General features: G+C 67.9%; 15 protein-coding genes. 9 read left to right on the forward strand and 6 right to left on the reverse strand.

Annotated features, from left to right (window positions below):
- Positions 1–106 precede the first annotated feature (106 nt).
- Both Hhyl2_RS03475 and Hhyl2_RS03480 read left to right on the forward strand, forming a co-directional pair.
- A complete protein-coding gene (locus Hhyl2_RS03475) occupies positions 107–646 on the forward strand; it encodes a PH domain-containing protein (RefSeq protein ID WP_483549337.1) in 540 nt (179 codons plus the stop codon).
- On the forward strand, positions 643–1,236 hold the full coding sequence (locus tag Hhyl2_RS03480) for a PH domain-containing protein (RefSeq protein ID WP_483549338.1): 594 nt from the start codon (positions 643–645) through the stop codon (positions 1,234–1,236). The genes Hhyl2_RS03475 and Hhyl2_RS03480 overlap by 4 nt, the downstream gene beginning before the upstream one ends.
- Before the next feature lie 8 nt (positions 1,237–1,244).
- Here the strand turns inward: Hhyl2_RS03480 and Hhyl2_RS03485 are convergent, their stop codons facing one another.
- Both Hhyl2_RS03485 and Hhyl2_RS03490 read right to left on the reverse strand, forming a co-directional pair.
- Positions 1,245–1,799, reverse strand: a complete 555-nt coding sequence (locus Hhyl2_RS03485) for a type IV pilin domain-containing protein (RefSeq protein WP_483549339.1) — start codon at positions 1,797–1,799, stop codon at positions 1,245–1,247.
- Between the two features lie 64 nt (positions 1,800–1,863).
- A complete protein-coding gene (locus Hhyl2_RS03490; protein ID WP_483549340.1) occupies positions 1,864–2,067 on the reverse strand; it encodes a hypothetical protein in 204 nt (67 codons plus the stop codon).
- A gap of 75 nt (positions 2,068–2,142) precedes the next feature.
- Here Hhyl2_RS03490 and Hhyl2_RS03495 point away from each other — a divergent pair, with 75 nt between their 5' ends.
- The 4 genes from Hhyl2_RS03495 (at position 2,143) to Hhyl2_RS03510 (ending at position 7,121) form a co-directional block, all read left to right on the forward strand.
- Positions 2,143–4,527 carry a penicillin acylase family protein gene (locus Hhyl2_RS03495; RefSeq protein ID WP_483549341.1) on the forward strand — a complete coding sequence of 795 codons (2,385 nt, stop codon included), beginning with the start codon at positions 2,143–2,145 and terminating at the stop codon, positions 4,525–4,527.
- Positions 4,520–4,876 carry a hypothetical protein gene (locus Hhyl2_RS03500; protein WP_483549342.1) on the forward strand — a complete coding sequence of 119 codons (357 nt, stop codon included), beginning with the start codon at positions 4,520–4,522 and terminating at the stop codon, positions 4,874–4,876. Before Hhyl2_RS03495 ends, Hhyl2_RS03500 begins: the two co-directional genes overlap by 8 nt.
- Positions 4,877–4,937: 61 nt before the next feature.
- Positions 4,938–6,125 (forward strand): MFS transporter, encoded by a 1,188-nt coding sequence (locus Hhyl2_RS03505; protein WP_483549343.1) that lies wholly within the window; start codon positions 4,938–4,940, stop codon positions 6,123–6,125.
- Between the two features lie 147 nt (positions 6,126–6,272).
- Positions 6,273–7,121, forward strand: coding sequence for a hypothetical protein (locus Hhyl2_RS03510; protein WP_483549344.1), 849 nt, complete (start codon positions 6,273–6,275; stop codon positions 7,119–7,121).
- A 39-nt stretch (positions 7,122–7,160) separates the two neighbouring features.
- Here Hhyl2_RS03510 and Hhyl2_RS03515 read toward each other — a convergent pair whose 3' ends face one another.
- Entirely contained in the window at positions 7,161–9,203 is a 2,043-nt protein-coding gene (locus Hhyl2_RS03515; protein ID WP_483549345.1) for an AMP-binding protein, read from the reverse strand.
- A 107-nt stretch (positions 9,204–9,310) separates the two neighbouring features.
- Here Hhyl2_RS03515 and Hhyl2_RS03520 point away from each other — a divergent pair, with 107 nt between their 5' ends.
- Positions 9,311–9,892 (forward strand): GNAT family N-acetyltransferase, encoded by a 582-nt coding sequence (locus Hhyl2_RS03520; protein ID WP_483549346.1) that lies wholly within the window; start codon positions 9,311–9,313, stop codon positions 9,890–9,892.
- On the opposite strand, the gene Hhyl2_RS03525 is transcribed toward Hhyl2_RS03520, so the two are convergent.
- From Hhyl2_RS03525 to Hhyl2_RS03535, 3 genes are read right to left on the reverse strand one after another with little or no spacing between them, the layout of a single operon-like run.
- Positions 9,889–10,365 carry an FKBP-type peptidyl-prolyl cis-trans isomerase gene (locus Hhyl2_RS03525; protein WP_483549347.1) on the reverse strand — a complete coding sequence of 159 codons (477 nt, stop codon included), beginning with the start codon at positions 10,363–10,365 and terminating at the stop codon, positions 9,889–9,891. The genes Hhyl2_RS03520 and Hhyl2_RS03525 overlap by 4 nt on opposite strands.
- Before the next feature lie 47 nt (positions 10,366–10,412).
- A complete protein-coding gene (locus Hhyl2_RS03530; RefSeq protein ID WP_483549348.1) occupies positions 10,413–10,916 on the reverse strand; it encodes a GNAT family N-acetyltransferase in 504 nt (167 codons plus the stop codon).
- The gene (locus Hhyl2_RS03535) at positions 10,913–12,181 is read right to left on the reverse strand and encodes a serine hydroxymethyltransferase (protein ID WP_483549349.1); all 1,269 of its coding nucleotides are present in this window, start codon (positions 12,179–12,181) and stop codon (positions 10,913–10,915) included. The genes Hhyl2_RS03530 and Hhyl2_RS03535 overlap by 4 nt, the downstream gene beginning before the upstream one ends.
- Before the next feature lie 116 nt (positions 12,182–12,297).
- On the opposite strand from Hhyl2_RS03535, the gene Hhyl2_RS03540 reads away from it, so the two are divergent.
- Both Hhyl2_RS03540 and Hhyl2_RS03545 read left to right on the forward strand, forming a co-directional pair.
- Entirely contained in the window at positions 12,298–13,050 is a 753-nt protein-coding gene (locus Hhyl2_RS03540; RefSeq protein WP_483549350.1) for an HFX_2341 family transcriptional regulator domain-containing protein, read from the forward strand.
- Positions 13,051–13,105: 55 nt separating this feature from the next.
- Positions 13,106–14,788 carry an acyl-CoA mutase large subunit family protein gene (locus Hhyl2_RS03545; RefSeq protein ID WP_483549351.1) on the forward strand — a complete coding sequence of 561 codons (1,683 nt, stop codon included), beginning with the start codon at positions 13,106–13,108 and terminating at the stop codon, positions 14,786–14,788.
- Positions 14,789–14,804 lie beyond the last annotated feature (16 nt).

Here is a 14,804-nt window from a genome sequence, read left to right on the forward strand (position 1 = left end):
GCCAGTTGCTCGGCATCGCGGTGGTCCTCGCCGGCGGCTTCGTCGTGCTCGGTCACGACGACCGCCTGAGGAAACACTGAACTCGGTCGGGGACACACGCGAACCCATGTCAACCGCATACGACTGGCTCACGCTGGACGACGACGAAGAGATCGTCTGGTCGGGCCAGCCCTCCAGCACGTCGCTGTACGGTACATACGTCATCGGTGTCCTGTTGATTCCGCTCGTCGGCCTCGGCCTGCTCGTCATCCTCGGGGGGTACCTGACGATGACCAACACCGACTACGTCATCACGACCAAGGGCGTCTACAAGAAGAGCGGTATCCTCAGTCGCTCCGTGGCCGAGATCGAGTACGAGAAGGTCCAGAACACGGCCTACTCGGCCGGCCCGATCGGGCGCTCGCTGGGCTACGGCAACGTCGAGATCAGCACCGCGGGTGGCTCCGGCGTCGAGATGATACTACAGGGCGTCGAGGACCCACAGGCCGTCCAGAAACAGCTCTCACGGAAGGTCAAGCAGGTCCAGGGCAGTCGCGAGGACGCCGAGGGCGAGTCCAAGGCCGACGTGCTCGACGAGATCCTGGTCGAACTCCGGGCGATCCGCCAGTCACTGGAAGCCGAGCCGCGACAGTTCGAGGACCGATGAGCGCCGCTGACTGGCATCCAGCGACCAGCGAGGAGGCAATCGTCTGGCAGGGCCAGCCCCGGGAACGCGTCGTATTGCAGGGCCTCGCCCCCGGCCTCGTCGGGGCTGTTCTCGTCGGCGTCGTCGCGTTCGGACTTGTCTCGAACGAGGCACTCTCACCCGTGACCGGGCTGGCTGTCGGGGTGCCGCTGGCGCTACTCGCCCTGGCGGTCCCCACCGGTTCGGTGTGGCTCTGGCGGCGGACGACCCATTACGTCCTGACCGAGCGCGCGCTGTACCACCGGACGGGCATCGTCTCGGTAACGGTCACAGAACTCCCACTGGGGAAGATACAGAACACCGGCTACGATCAGGGTGTTCTCGGCGTCGTGTTCGGCCACGGAACCGTCACCGTCGACACGGCCAGCAGCGAGGGCGCCGAACTGACACTCCGTGCGCTGAACGACCCCGGCGAGGTCCACCGGCGTCTCAGCGAGCACGTCGACCGTGCGCAGGGACGTACTGACGACGACATCCCGGGAACACCCGAGCAGTGGCGCGCCGTCCGCGACGAGACGAGAGCGATCAACCGCCTCGTCGCCGGCGAGTAGGACGGCCCTCAACCTGCTCTCATGGTCTTCTCGATGATCACACCGCCCGAGGGGACGTGGATAACGCGGACGGTTATCTGATCACCCGCATCCAGTGAGCACGCCCCGTTGGTCAGTCGGAACCGAATCGTGTCCCCGGCACTGAACTCGTCGTCGCCCGTCGTCGGGTCGAGCGCGCCTCCGTCGGGCGAATCGTCGTCGAAGATGTTGTCACCCTCTATCTGGTCGGGGCTACCGTGGCCGACAGCGTTGTCCGGAAGGTCGACGAGCCGTCCCTGTTTCCCGCAGGCGTCGCTGGCGTCGACGGCGACTTCCAGTGTCTCGACCGGGACGGTATCTCCACCCTCGTGTGTGATGTTGACAACCTGATCGTCCACGTAAGTACCAGTGATATCGCGGGTAAGTTCGCCACTCGACTGGGCGACGATCGGCGCCGGATCGTCGACCTGCGCGCCGAAGCCGAACGCGACGACCGACACTGTCGACGCGAGGATGACCACCACCGCCACCATGAGGACCGTCGATACGATCGGTGACACCCCCCGTTCCGTTGCGCTAGACATCACTGTCGCCTCTCTGATTGGATAGTCCCGCCTTCCCGTTGATAAACACTCGGACCGGCTCCGATCAGGAGTCCTCGACGATCCGGTACCGATCGCCGTCGCGTTCGAGTCGCCCCTCGGCGGTCGCACGCTTCAGCGCGCGGTCGACCTCCCGTTTGTCGATCGTCGTCGCGCCCATCAGTGACTCGACCTGTGCGCGGGAACACCAGCCGTCGACCGTCCCGCGCTCGACGGCCGCGACGACCCGAGTCGTGATATCTTCGGGCATCCGCCCGTCACTCTCGTGGGCCTGCACTTGGGTGTTCCGCCCAACGTTTACCCTCGTCCGGACCGCTCACTGGATATGGACTGGAGTCGCAGAGCGCTCCTCTCGGCCGTGCTGGCCGGCGGCGTCGGCGGGGCCGCCCTCTCGCCGGCACGGTCGTTCCTCGACCGGTTCGCGCCGCTCGACGGCGATTACTGGACGGCCGCCCGGCGGACCACACCGTCGACGGTCGCGAGCCCCTACGGACAGGCGACCGTTCGGTACGACGACGACGGAGTTCCGACGGTCGACGCCGACGGGTCGCGGTCGCTAGCCTACGCCGTCGGCTACCTCCACGGGACCGACCGGCGCTTCCAGATGGACCTGTTCGCCCGTCGGATGCGCGGGGAACTCGCCGCGGCGGTCGGCGAACAGGGCGTCGAGTCCGATCGGTTCCACGCACAGATGGATTTCACTGCGGCCGCGGAGGCGAACTGGGCCGCACTCGAAGAGACCGAGACAGGGGCCGACCTCTCGGCGTTCGCCGAGGGCGTCACCGACGCGACCGACGACGGGTCGCTCCCGGCGGAGTTCCAGCTGCTCGACTACGAGCCACGGGAGTGGACACCCGTCGACACCCTGCTCATCCAGAAGCAGATCGGCTGGGGACTGACCGGAAGTTTCCGGACGCTCCGGGTGGCCGCCGCTGCGGACGCCCTCGGCGCCGACGCCGCCGCCTCGCTGTACCCGAACCGACTCGACCACGACAGCCCCATTCTCCGCCCGTCGGCGACGTTCCAGCGGCGCGGGTCGGAAAGTGACCCATCCGCGGGCCGATCCGTCGACCCCGAACTGGCTCGCTGGACGTCCACGTTCGAGTGGCCAGATGGAGTCGGCTCGAACTCCTGGGTCGTCTCCGGGGAACATACTGCCAGCGGACGACCGCTGCTGGCGAACGACCCCCATCTGACCCTGCTGGCGCCGCCGGTGTGGTACCGACAGCACCTCCGGGCGCCGGACCTTCAGGTCGGTGGTGTGGCGTTCCCCGGAGTCCCGTTCGTCGTCATCGGGGAGAACGACGCCGGCGCCTGGGGCTTTACGAACGCCGGCGCGGACTCTATCGACTTCTATCGCTACGAGACAGACGGCGAGCAGTACCGGTACGGCGACGAGACGCGCTCGTTCGACGTCGCGGAACGGACCATCGAGGTCGCCGACGGCCGTGACAGGAGTGTGACGGTACGCAAGTCGGCCCACGGGCCCGTTCTGGAGCGGTACGGCCAGCGAGTCGGCGTCGCGTGGGTCGGGCTCCAGGCCACCCGGACCGCGGCGGCGATCCGGGACCTGAACTACAGCGGCGGGCGCGAGGAGGCGCTTGCGGCGCTCTCCCGGTTCGACCACCCCACCCAGAACGCCGTCTACGCCGACCGCGAGGGCAACACCGCCTACTACATGACAGGGCTCGTCCCCCGCCGACGGACCGGCGGGGAGCCGGTCCCCGGCGACAGGGTGTTCGACGGTTCGGCACGGGAGGGCGAGTGGCTGGGGTACGAGCCCTACGGCGTCCCGGACTACGACGCCTACGTCGCCAGCGAGGACAAGCCACAGGTGCTGGACCCCGACTACATCGCGACGGCGAACCAGCGTATCGTCGACGACGACCGACTGGACTACTACCTCGCGGAGGCCTACAGCGCTCCCTGGCGGGGCCAGCGCATATACGATCTTCTCGACCAGCGCGCGCTGAGCGACGAACCGATGGATCCCGAGTTCATGCGCCGCGTCCAGCGGGACGTCCGTGACGAGCGAGCGGCCATGTTCGTCCCGACGATTCTCGACGCTCGGTCGGCGATGGGGAGCGATGCACGCGCTGCGGCGGACGACCTCGACGGGTGGGACTACCGGATGGAGCGGGACTCACGGGCCGCGCTCGTCTTCGCGTCCTTCCTCGACGCCTACCGCTCGCAGATGTTCGACGACGCGTTCGAGGCCACGGGGCTCGACGACGCGTTCTATCCCAACGACTGGGTGCTGCTGACGCTCCCGTCCGACAGTCGGTGGTTCACGGATCCGCCTGCTGGCGAGTCCAGAAACCGGGCCGAGGTGATCGCCGCGGCCATGGACGACGCGGTCGCGGCTATCGAGGAGGCCGGCCACGAGGTGTACGGCGATTACAACCGGACCGACATCGACCACCCCTTCGACCAGTCGTTTCTGAACTACCCGCGGTACCCGACCGACGGGTCGCCGGCGACAGTCAGGAACGTCCGGGTCGAGTCCGGCGTCGGCAGCAGCTACCGCCTGCTCGCACGGTTCGACGGCGAGTCCTCGCTGTCGGTCATCCCCGGCGGCAACGACGGCAGCCCGTTCTCCGACCACTACGACGACCAGCTTCGGGCGTGGGCCGACGGCCGGTACCGTGAGCAGACGCCGACGACCGGCGGGGAAGTCGACATCCGGTTCACGGAGGTAACTGATGAGTAGCGCGCTCCTCGATACGCTCTACGCGCTCCAGACCGACCCGCGACGCCGACTCCTGGCGACGGCGGTAGCCGCCGCCGTGGGACTCGCGCTCGGCGCGGTTCACTGGGTCGGACTCGTCGCCGGCGGTGCGCTCGTGGGGCTGTGCTGGCCCCGACTCCGTGAGGCCCTCCTCGCTGGCTTCGGATTCGGTGTCGTCGTCGTGGTCGTCTTCCTCGCCAGGCTCGCCCTGGCAGGGACTCTCGCCGGCGCGCTCGGGATGGGTCCGCTTGTGGGTATCGCCGTCCTGACGCCACTGCTGGCCGGGTCGCTCGGGGCGCTCGTCCGTGGGCTCGTCCCCCCACCCCGGTAGCGACACTGCCGCCACGACCGTTCGTCGACACGTATTTTCCACTCGTTCCCCTACTACCGGTGTGAACGTTCGCCGGGAGCGCTCGATCCTGGCCGGGGTCGTCTTCGCCGTCCTGCTCGCGCAGGTGCTGCTCTATCCGGGCGTCGACACGCTCGTGCGGGCTCTGGGCGCCGAGACGGACCTCGACGCCAGTATGTGGTTCCTCGCCGCCGAGTTCGCGGCTTTCGTCGCCTTCGCGGGCGTCTGGGGGCTGTTGAGCGACGCCACCGGGCGACGGCTGCCGTTCATCGTCGCTGGAGCCGTCCTCGGTGGGCTCCTGTACGGACTGCTGGCGTGGTTACCGACTCTAACGACGGTCTCCTTCGAGACGGTCCTGCTCGTCCGGGCACTCCAGGGCGCGGCGACCATCGCTCCGTTCTCGCTGTCGATGACGATGCTGATGGACCTCTCGGGCGGCCACGGCAAGAACATGGGTGCTGCGGGCATCGCGATCGGGTCGGGGACGGCACTGGGGGCACCGCTCGGCGGCCAGCTATACGGCGTCTCGCCGACGCTCCCGCTGGCGGTCGCCGGCGGCCTCCTCCTGGTGGTCGCGTTCCTGGCGACGCTGCTGACCGACCGAAGCCCGGCCGACAGCGGGCGGATTCGCGACGCGCTGGCCGGCCTTCGGGGGACGCCGACGCTGGCGATCCCGTACACCTTCGGCTTCGTCGACCGCCTGACGGCCGGCTTCTTCGCGCTCGTCGGGACGCTGTACTTCCGGACGGCGTTCTCGCTGACGCCGGCGGAGACGGGCGTGATGCTCGCGCTCTTCTTCGCGCCGTTCGCCCTGCTGCAGTACCCCTTCGGCGTCCTCTCGGACCGTATCGGGCGGACGGTGCCGGTCGCCGCTGGGTCGACGCTCTACGGACTGGCGGTCGTCGGCGTCGGCCTCGCTCCCACGGTCCTGCTTGCCGGTGTCGGCATGGTCGTCGTCGGCGTCATCGGCGCCCTGATGGCGCCCGCGACGATGGCACTGGTCACCGACCTGGCCGGTGCGGCCGAACGCGGCGGGGCGATGGCCGGCTTCAACGCCGTCGGCAGCGTCGGCTTCCTCGCGGGCATCCTCGTGGGCGGCCTCGTCGCCGGCGAAGTGGGCTATCTCGCCGCATTCCTCGTCGCCGGTGGCGCCGAACTGGCGGTCGCGCTGCTGGCACTGCCGGGGCTGCTCGCGCTCGACCCGCCGGCACAGGAGCAGCCAGCGGACTGATTTCGCGACCACTCTGCCGGTACCTGGTTTTCGTCCACGGCTCCGACGGAAACGGTCTGTGTGGCCGGTAGAAACGCTATCGGACGTGTGCTAACAATTGTCTAGCTAGGTATAAGCTGTCGCCGAGCGTATATAAATTGATCGACTATGGCAACCACAGTTACAACCTCGGAATCGAGCGGCTCCCGGTGGGGTTCGCTCTCGACCGTCGAGAAGGTGCGCCTCGCCGCGTTCTCGCTCGTCGGGCTGGCGATCATCGGGCTCAACGTCGCGCTGACGCCCGTAGAGGTACTCCTGGCGCTGTTCCTCAGCTGGGGCGGTGAGTTCGGGATCCACCAGGTCCACGACATGGTGATCTCGGGACTGCTCTGGATCGCCATCCTCGTCCCGTTCGCGATCATGCTGTACCACCCGCGTGAACGGGTCAACACTATCCTGGCACCCGTCTTCGGCGTGATCGTCGTCGCGGTGTTCGCCTTCCTGGCGAACTCGCCGCTGTTCACGGGATTCATGACCACCAGCGCGCTCGCGGTCGTCGCGCTCGTGTTGCACCCGGCCGGCCGTTCGCTCATGCGGTTCGACATCGTCGACCGTGTCGACAGGCGCCTCGCCGGGCTGTTCACCCTCGGAGCCGTCCCGCTGCTCGCGTTCGCCGGCATCGAGACGCTCAAGCAGGTCGGCCCGATGGACGAGCACGTCCTGTTCGTCCACTACGGCGCGATGGCGATCACCGCCGCGCTCGTGGTGCTGATGGGGGCACTCGCCGTCTTCCGCAAGCGGGACTGGCGCTTCGCCGCCTGGAGTAGCGGCCTGCTCGCGATCGTCCTCGGCGTGGTATCGATCGGCTTCCCCGCCATCGAATCGAGCCTCGGACTGGTCGGCGGGGCGCTCCTGACCGTCTGGGCTATCGCCTTCGTCGCGGGCGTGGAGTACGTCCGCCGGGACGGCGATTCCGTCGACGAACACGGCGGTGGCGCTGTCTCCGAAGCAGTCTGAATACCGTGTTCTTCCGTCTGTGCGACGCTCCAGCGGGAGCTACGTCGCGTCTTCGAGTGCATCCAACGCCTCCGGGTTCTCGATGCTGGAGAGATTGCCCAGGTCCTCGCCACGGTAGACCGACGCGATAGCGCGGCGGACGATCTTCCCACTCTGGGTCTTCGGGAACGCGTCGACGAACAGCACCTCCCGCGGGCGGAACGGCTTCCCGAGTTCCGCGCCGACCGTCTCGCTGATCGCCGCCGCGAGGTCGTCGTCGGCCTCGTACTCGGGGTGGAGCACGACGTAGAGGACCACAGCCGTCCCCGTGGTGTCGTCCGGCGCGCCGACGGCGGCGGCCTGGTTGACCGCCGGGTGTTCGATGGCCGCGCCCTCGACCTCCGCGGGGCCGACCTTCCGGCCCGCGACGTTGAGCGTATCGTCGGCCCGACCGTGGAGGTACCAGAGGCCGTCCTCGGCCTTCTGGGCCCAGTCGCCGTGGTCCCACAGGTCCGGCCAGGTCGACCAGTACTCCGCGACGTAGCGCTCGTCGCCGTCCCACAGCGACCGCGTCATCGAGGGACAGGAGTCACGTGCGACCAGATACCCTCGCTCGTGGCTGTCGACGACCGACTCCCCCTCGCTGTCGACGATGTCGACGTCCATCCCGAGTCCTGGCCCACCGAGCGTACAGGGGTTCAGCGACTGGATCGGCATCGGCATCAGGAAACAGCCCATGATCTCGGTCCCGCCCGAGATGTTGATGATGGGGCACGATCCGTTCCCCACGTGCTCGTAGAACCACTCCCAGCTCTCCTCGTCCCAGGGCTCGCCGGTCGACCCGAGCAGTCGCAGACTGGAGAGGTCGTGGCCGTCCAGCCACTCTTCGCCCTGTTTGCGGAGCGCGCGGATAGCCGTCGGCGAGACGCCGAACACCGTCAGGTCGTGGCGGTCGATCATCGACCAGAAGCGGTCCGGCTCGGGGTGGTCGGGCGCGCCCTCGTACATGAAGACGGTCCCGCCGAAGGCGTGGTTGCCCAGCAGCGTCCAGGGCCCCATCATCCAGCCGATGTCGCTGACCCAGAAGAACCGGTCGGCCGGGTCGTGGTCGAAGCCGAAGTACACCTCCTTGGCGGCCTGCAACAGTGCGCCGGCGTGGGTGTGGACGATGCCCTTCGGTTTCCCGGTCGTCCCCGAGGAGTACAGTAGCATCGACGCCTGCGTGCTTGGCAGCGATTTCGCCTCGTAACTGTCCGGTTGGTCGCCGACTGCGTCGCGCCACCACTCGTCGCGTCGGGTCCACTGGAGCGTCTCCTCCGGGTCGTCGGCGGTCCCCACGCGGTCGTAGACGACGGTGTGTTCGACGCCGTCGCCGTCCAGGCGTTCGCTGGCGTCTTCGATGGCCTCGTCGGCACTCTCCTTGAGTCCGACGACCGACCCGCGACGGTAGAAGCCGTCGGCGGTGAACAGCACAGAACACTCGGCGTCGGCGAGTCGGGTCGCCGTCGCGTCGACGCCGAAGCCCGAGAAGATCGGCACGGCGATGGCGCCGACCTTCAGACAGCCATAGAGGATGGCCGCGACCTCCGGTACCATCGGCATGTAGAGGCCGACCGTATCGCCCGTCCCGACGCCGACGGATTCGAGATAGTTGGCGACCTGGCTGGCCTGGCGGTCGAGCGTGTGGAAACTGATCTCTCGGACGTCCCCGGGTTCCCCCTCCCAGACGATGGCGGCGTGATTGCGGCTCCCGCTGTCGCGGGCGGCGTGCCTGTCGAGGGCGTTGTAGGCGGCGTTGATCCGGCCGCCGGGGTACCAGTCGGTGAACTGCGGTCCGTCGTAGGTCTCGCCGCCGACCTCGCGGGACCGGCGCTCCCGGACTGCGTCGTACGGCTCGAAGAACTCGATGCCCAGATAGTCGACGAGTTCGTCCCAGAACCACTCGACGCCCGCGGGTGGATTCTCGCCCGCCTCGCCGGTCGTCCGCGCGACGAGTTCCTCGTAGTCCGCGATGTCGTAGGTCTGCATGAACTCCCAGACGTTCGTCGATGCGACGAACTCGCGGGACGGTACGTGTCGGTAGTCGCCCTCGTCGGTGCCCATACAGTCCACTCGATGACACAAGCCAAAGAAGTTGTGCGCCCGTGCGGTGATCAGGCCAGTCTGGGACACCGGCAAACCCTTTTGCCGTGGCCAGCCAAGGCCGATGTATGTACGTCCGGGACGCAAAAAACCGTGAGGAGGTCTGGCTGCTGGACCGCATCGAGGAGATGGGACTGGACGAGACAGCGTTCCGCTCCCGTGACTACGTCGTCGCCATCGACGAGCAGAGTCACGAGAAGGCCGGGTTCGGCCGGATCCGAATCCACAAGACCGACGACGCCGAGTACTGCGAACTGACGAGCATCGGTGTCCTCGACGAGTGGCGCGGGCAGGGCGTCGGTGCACACGTCATCGAGCGCCTGGTCGAGTACGCCACCGACGAGGGGTTCGACGTGGTCTACTCGCTGACGAACGCGGCGGCGTATCTGGGGCAGTTCGGCTTCGAGCGCATCGAGCCCGAACAACTGCCCGACAAACTGCGTGAGCGCCTGGTGACCAAACAGGAGAACATCCAGCCCGACGCCGTCCCGCTGCGACTCCAGGTCGACCGCTTCCGGATGCCCGACCGCTTCCGCGAGCGGTTCAAAGCCGCGTCGGCCCAGGAGGCCACCGAGTCCGAACCCGACGAGTCCGCCGAGGACTTCGGGATCGACCCGGACGAAGCGACCTACAAGTACGACACGAGCTAGCCCCAGACGTCGATCACTTCGACCTCGAACACGAGCGTCTTGCCGGCGAGTTCGTGGTTGAAGTCCACCTCGACGGCCTCCTCACGGACCGCGGTCACGTCGCCGTGCAGGTCGTTCTCGGCGTGGACGTGCATCCCGACCTCGGGTTCGGCGCCGACCATCGCCTCGAAGGTCGCGGGATCGTACTCCCTGACCTTGTCGTCGTCGACGGGGCCGTACGCCTCGTCCGGAGCGACCGTGATCGTCGCTTCCTCGCCCTCGCCGAGGCCGACGAGGGCGTCGTCCAGCCCGGCGATGACGTCGCGGTTCCCGACCCGGAAGGAGAGTGCCTTGTAGTTGCTCGGGTCGGCGTCCCGTGCCTCGGCCAGGCCGTGCTCCGCTGCGACCTCGTAGCGGGACGTGTCGAATATCGTCCCGTCCTCGAACCGACCCACGTACTCGATGGTGACGCCGTCGCCCGCTTCGATTGCCATGCACGCAGTTCGGAGCAGCAGTCTGATAAACGTCCCGTCGAACGAACTCAGAGCCGCTTCCGGTAGCAGACCAGCGTCATCGACTCGCTCCCGACGGTGAACTGCTCGGCCCGCACCCGCTCGAAGCCGATTCGTTCGTAGAACTCCTGGGCCCGACGCTGGGATCGGCCGGTGTTCAGGACGAGCGTCTCGATCCCGGCCTTCCGGGCGCGGCGTTCGAGCACGGTGTAGACCTGCCGGCCGAACCCGCGGCGCTGGTGGCTCGGGTCGACCCGCATCCGACACAGCTCCATCGTCCGTCCGGACGCGTCCGCGTCACAGACCTCGCCTGGTGGCGCGTAGGCGCCCATCGCGACGATGATCCCATCCAGTGTACCAACCAGGAACTCCCCGCCCCGGTCGTAGTAGTGCGACTGCAGGTCCTGGAGGTCCTCGTCGGCCGCGTCGGCGACGTACTCGTCGGCCGACAGCATCGCGACGTGGTGGAGTTCACGCAGTCTGTCGATGTCGGTGGGACGGGCACGGCGGATGTCGAGCGATAGCGTGGTCATGTGTCGATGGGAGGCCTGGTCTCGTACATCGAGAACTGCTCGCACAAGTCACTGACGGTCTCGTGAACGGCGGCCAGCGTCGTGTCGTCCCCCGGCGCGTCGACGACGCGAGCGATGCAGTCGGCGACGGTCCGGAGTTCCGCCGGGCCCATGCCGCGTGCGGCCAGCGCGGGGGTGCCCAGTCGGACGCCGCTGGCGACGGTCGGCGGCCGCGGGTCGCCCGGCACTGCGGACTTGCTGGTGACGATGCCGGCCTCGGCGAGCGAGTCCTCGACCGTCTGGCCTGTCGTCTCCGGGTGGGTGTCCTGGAGGTCGACGAGGACGAAGTGGTGGTCGGTACCGCCGGTGACCAGATCGAGACCGCGCTCGCGGAGGCGGTCGGCGAGCGCCACGGTGCCGTCGACGATACGGTCGACGTAGTCGGCGAAGGCGTCGGTCTGTGCCTCCCGGAAGCCGACGGCCTTCCCCGCGAGATTGTGGGCCAGCGGCCCGCCCTGGCAGCCGGGGAACACCGCTCGGTCGACGGCGTCGGCGTACTCGGGACTGGCCAGCACCATGCCGCCACGGCCCGCGCGGATGGTCTTGTGGGTCGACCCGGTCACCACGTCGGCGACGCCGACCGGCGAGGGGACCGCGCCGGCGGCGACCAGGCCGGTGATGTGGGCGATGTCGGCCACGTGGACGGCGTCGACGGCCTCGGCGATAGCCTGGAACCGTTCCCAGTCGGGGACGCGAGGATAGGCCGAGTACCCCGAGACGACGAGGTCCGGGGCGACGGTCTCGGCCTGCTCCCGCACCGCGCCGTAGTCGATGTAGCCGGACTCGGGGTCGACGTCGTAGTGAACGACTTCGTAGAGGTCCGAGACGGCCGAGGCGTCGTGGCCGTGTGAGAGGTGGCCGCCGCTTGCCAGCTCCAGCGAGAGGATAGTGTCACCGGGCTCCAGGACCGCCAGATAGGTCGCCAGATTCGACTGCGTACCTGAGTGGGGCTGGACGTTCGCGTGGTCGGCGTCGAACAGCGACTTCGCTCGCTCGACGGCCACGCTCTCAATCTCGTCGACGTGCTCACAGCCGCCGTAGTAGCGGTCGCCGGGGTAGCCCTCGGCGTACTTGTTAGTCAGCACCGACCCCTGGGCGCGCAGGACCGCCTCGCTCGCGTGGTTCTCGCTGGCGATCATCGACAGCGTCCTGCGCTGGCGGTCGCGTTCGGCGGCGAGACTCTTTGCGACCGTCGCGTCGGCCTCCATCAGTGGGTCGGGGCTCATGTGGAGAGCCAGCGGCGGTCCGGGTAAAGCTACTCTCCTGTCGGAACCGACACTATGTCGTCTGTGTCAATGTTGTCGTCACAGTCTTTAGGTGCGACCCGGCGGGACAGTACTCCATGGAGGTCCAGGAACGCGTCCACGTGATGCCGGTCGGCTACGAGAACGACCGGGTGGTGTTGCCGGCCCAGCGCCTCCGGGCCGACCACGTCGTCCTGCTGGCGTACACCGACGAGACAGATCACCCCTCGTACGTCGAGACCATCCGCGAGCGCCTCGACGAGGCGGGCATCGACCACGAGACGGTCCCGTGTGACATCTTCGACTTCTATGACTCCATCGGGACCGTCGCGGAGGTGGCGACGGCCTTCGCCGACGAGGACGTCCACGTCAACCTCGCCTCGGGCAGCAAGGTCACCGCGATCGGCGGCATGATCGCCTGCATGGCGACCGGCGCGACGCCGTACTACGTCCGGGCCGAGCGCTACGCCGCCGAGAGCGAGGGCGACGTCGCCGAGGGCATCCGGGAACTGACCGAACTACCGACCTATCCGATGGAGAGTCCCGACCGCCAGCACGTCGCAGTCCTCGACTACCTCGACCAGGACGGCCACGTCCGGAAGCGTGATCTCATCGAGTACGCCCGCGAGGCAGGATTGCCGGTGTTCGCGGACCGGGAGCCCGCCAACCGCAAGAGCGAGTACCGGCTACTGGACAGCAACGTGCTGGACCCCCTTCGAGAGGCGGGCTACGTCGCCGTCCGCGAGCGTGGCCGCTCGAAGGTCGTCGAGCTGACCGACACCGGTCGGGACACGCTCCGAGCGTTCAGCTACCGCCTGGAGGAGTCGCCCGACGGCGCGTCGGCGACGTGAACAACCATGCAAGACCGAGCGAACGCTTAAGCCCGCGCCGTCCGACGTCCCGCGCATGTTCGACCCCGAGGAGCTGGACCGCATCCGCGAGGCGAAAGCCGAGTGGGAGGACAGCGAGGTCCAGCCGACCGTCGACCGCTTCGGCGAACGCGAGGAGACGTTCACCACGGATACGGCGGGGCACGAGGTAGACCGGCTGTACACCCCCGCCGACGTCGCCGATCTGGACTACGACGAGGACCTGGGTTTCCCCGGCCAGGAGCCGTATACGCGCGGCGTCTACTCGACTGGCTACCGCGGGCGACTCTGGACGATGCGCCAGTACGCCGGGATGGGGACTGCTCGCGAGACCAACGAGCGGTTCAACTACCTGCTGGACCAGGGTCAGACCGGCCTCTCGATGGCGTTCGACCTGCCCACTCAGATGGGCTACGACTCCGACGACGCGATGGCGGCCGGCGAGGTCGGCAAGACCGGCGTCGCCATCGACTCGCTGCGGGACATGGAGACGGTCTTCGACGGGATCCCACTGGACGAGGTCTCGACCTCGATGACGATCAATGCGCCCGCCGCGGTCCTGCTGGCGATGTACATCGCCGTCGGCGACCGCCAGGGCGTCGACCGGGAGGAACTGCGTGGCACCATCCAGAACGACGTCCTCAAGGAGTACATCGCCCGGAACACGTTCATCTACCCGCCCGAGCCGTCGATGCGGCTCATCACCGACATCTTCGAGTTCTGTGCGACCGAGGTCCCCAGCTTCAACACCATCTCCATCTCGGGCTATCACATCCGCGAGGCGGGCTCGACGGCCGCCCAGGAGATCGCGTTCACGCTGGCCAACGGCCTGGCGTACGTCGAGGCGGCCATCGAGGCCGGCCTGGACGTCGACGAGTTCGCTCCGCAACTGTCCTTCTTCTTCGCCTCGTACAACAACATCTTCGAGGAGGTCGCGAAGTTCCGGGCGGCCCGCCGGCTGTGGGCGTCGCTGATCGACGAGCGGTACGACGCGGACGACCCCAAGTCGAAACAGCTGAAGTTCCACACCCAGACTGCCGGCTCGACCCTGACGGCCCAGCAGATCGAGAACAACGTCGTCCGGGTGGCCTACCAGGCGCTCGCGGCCGTCCTCGGTGGGACACAGAGCCTCCACACCAACGGGAAAGACGAGGCCATCGGCCTGCCGACCGAGAAGTCGGTGCGGACGGCCCTGCGGACCCAGCAGATCCTCGCCCACGAGTCCGGCGCCGCCGACACCATCGACCCGCTGGCCGGCAGTTACTACGTCGAATCGCTGACCGACGAACTGGAGGCAGACGCCCGCGATCTCATCGCCGAGGTCGATGACCGCGGCGGGATGCGCAAGGCCATCGAGACCCAGTGGGTCCAGCGCCAGATCCAGGACGTCGCCTTCGAGCGCCAGCGTGAGCAGGAGGCCGGCGACCGCATCATCGTCGGCGTCAACGAGTACGAGGTCGAAGAGGAGGGCGAGCAGGACATCGCGGAGGTCGACGAGGCACTGGAGGAGGCCCAGCGGGAGACCGTCGCCGCGCTACGTGCGGACCGAGACGACGAGGCGGTCGAGGACGCCCTCGAAGCACTCGAAGACGCGGCTCGGGGCGACGAGAACCTCATGCCGTACCTCGTCGACGCCGTGAAAGCCTACGCCACGACCGGCGAGATCTGTAACACCCTCCGGGACGTCTTCGGCGAGTACCAGCCCGGCTCGTCGATGTAGCAGCACGAATACCGCC

The organism is Haloarcula sp. H-hyl2 (genome assembly GCF_056934385.1).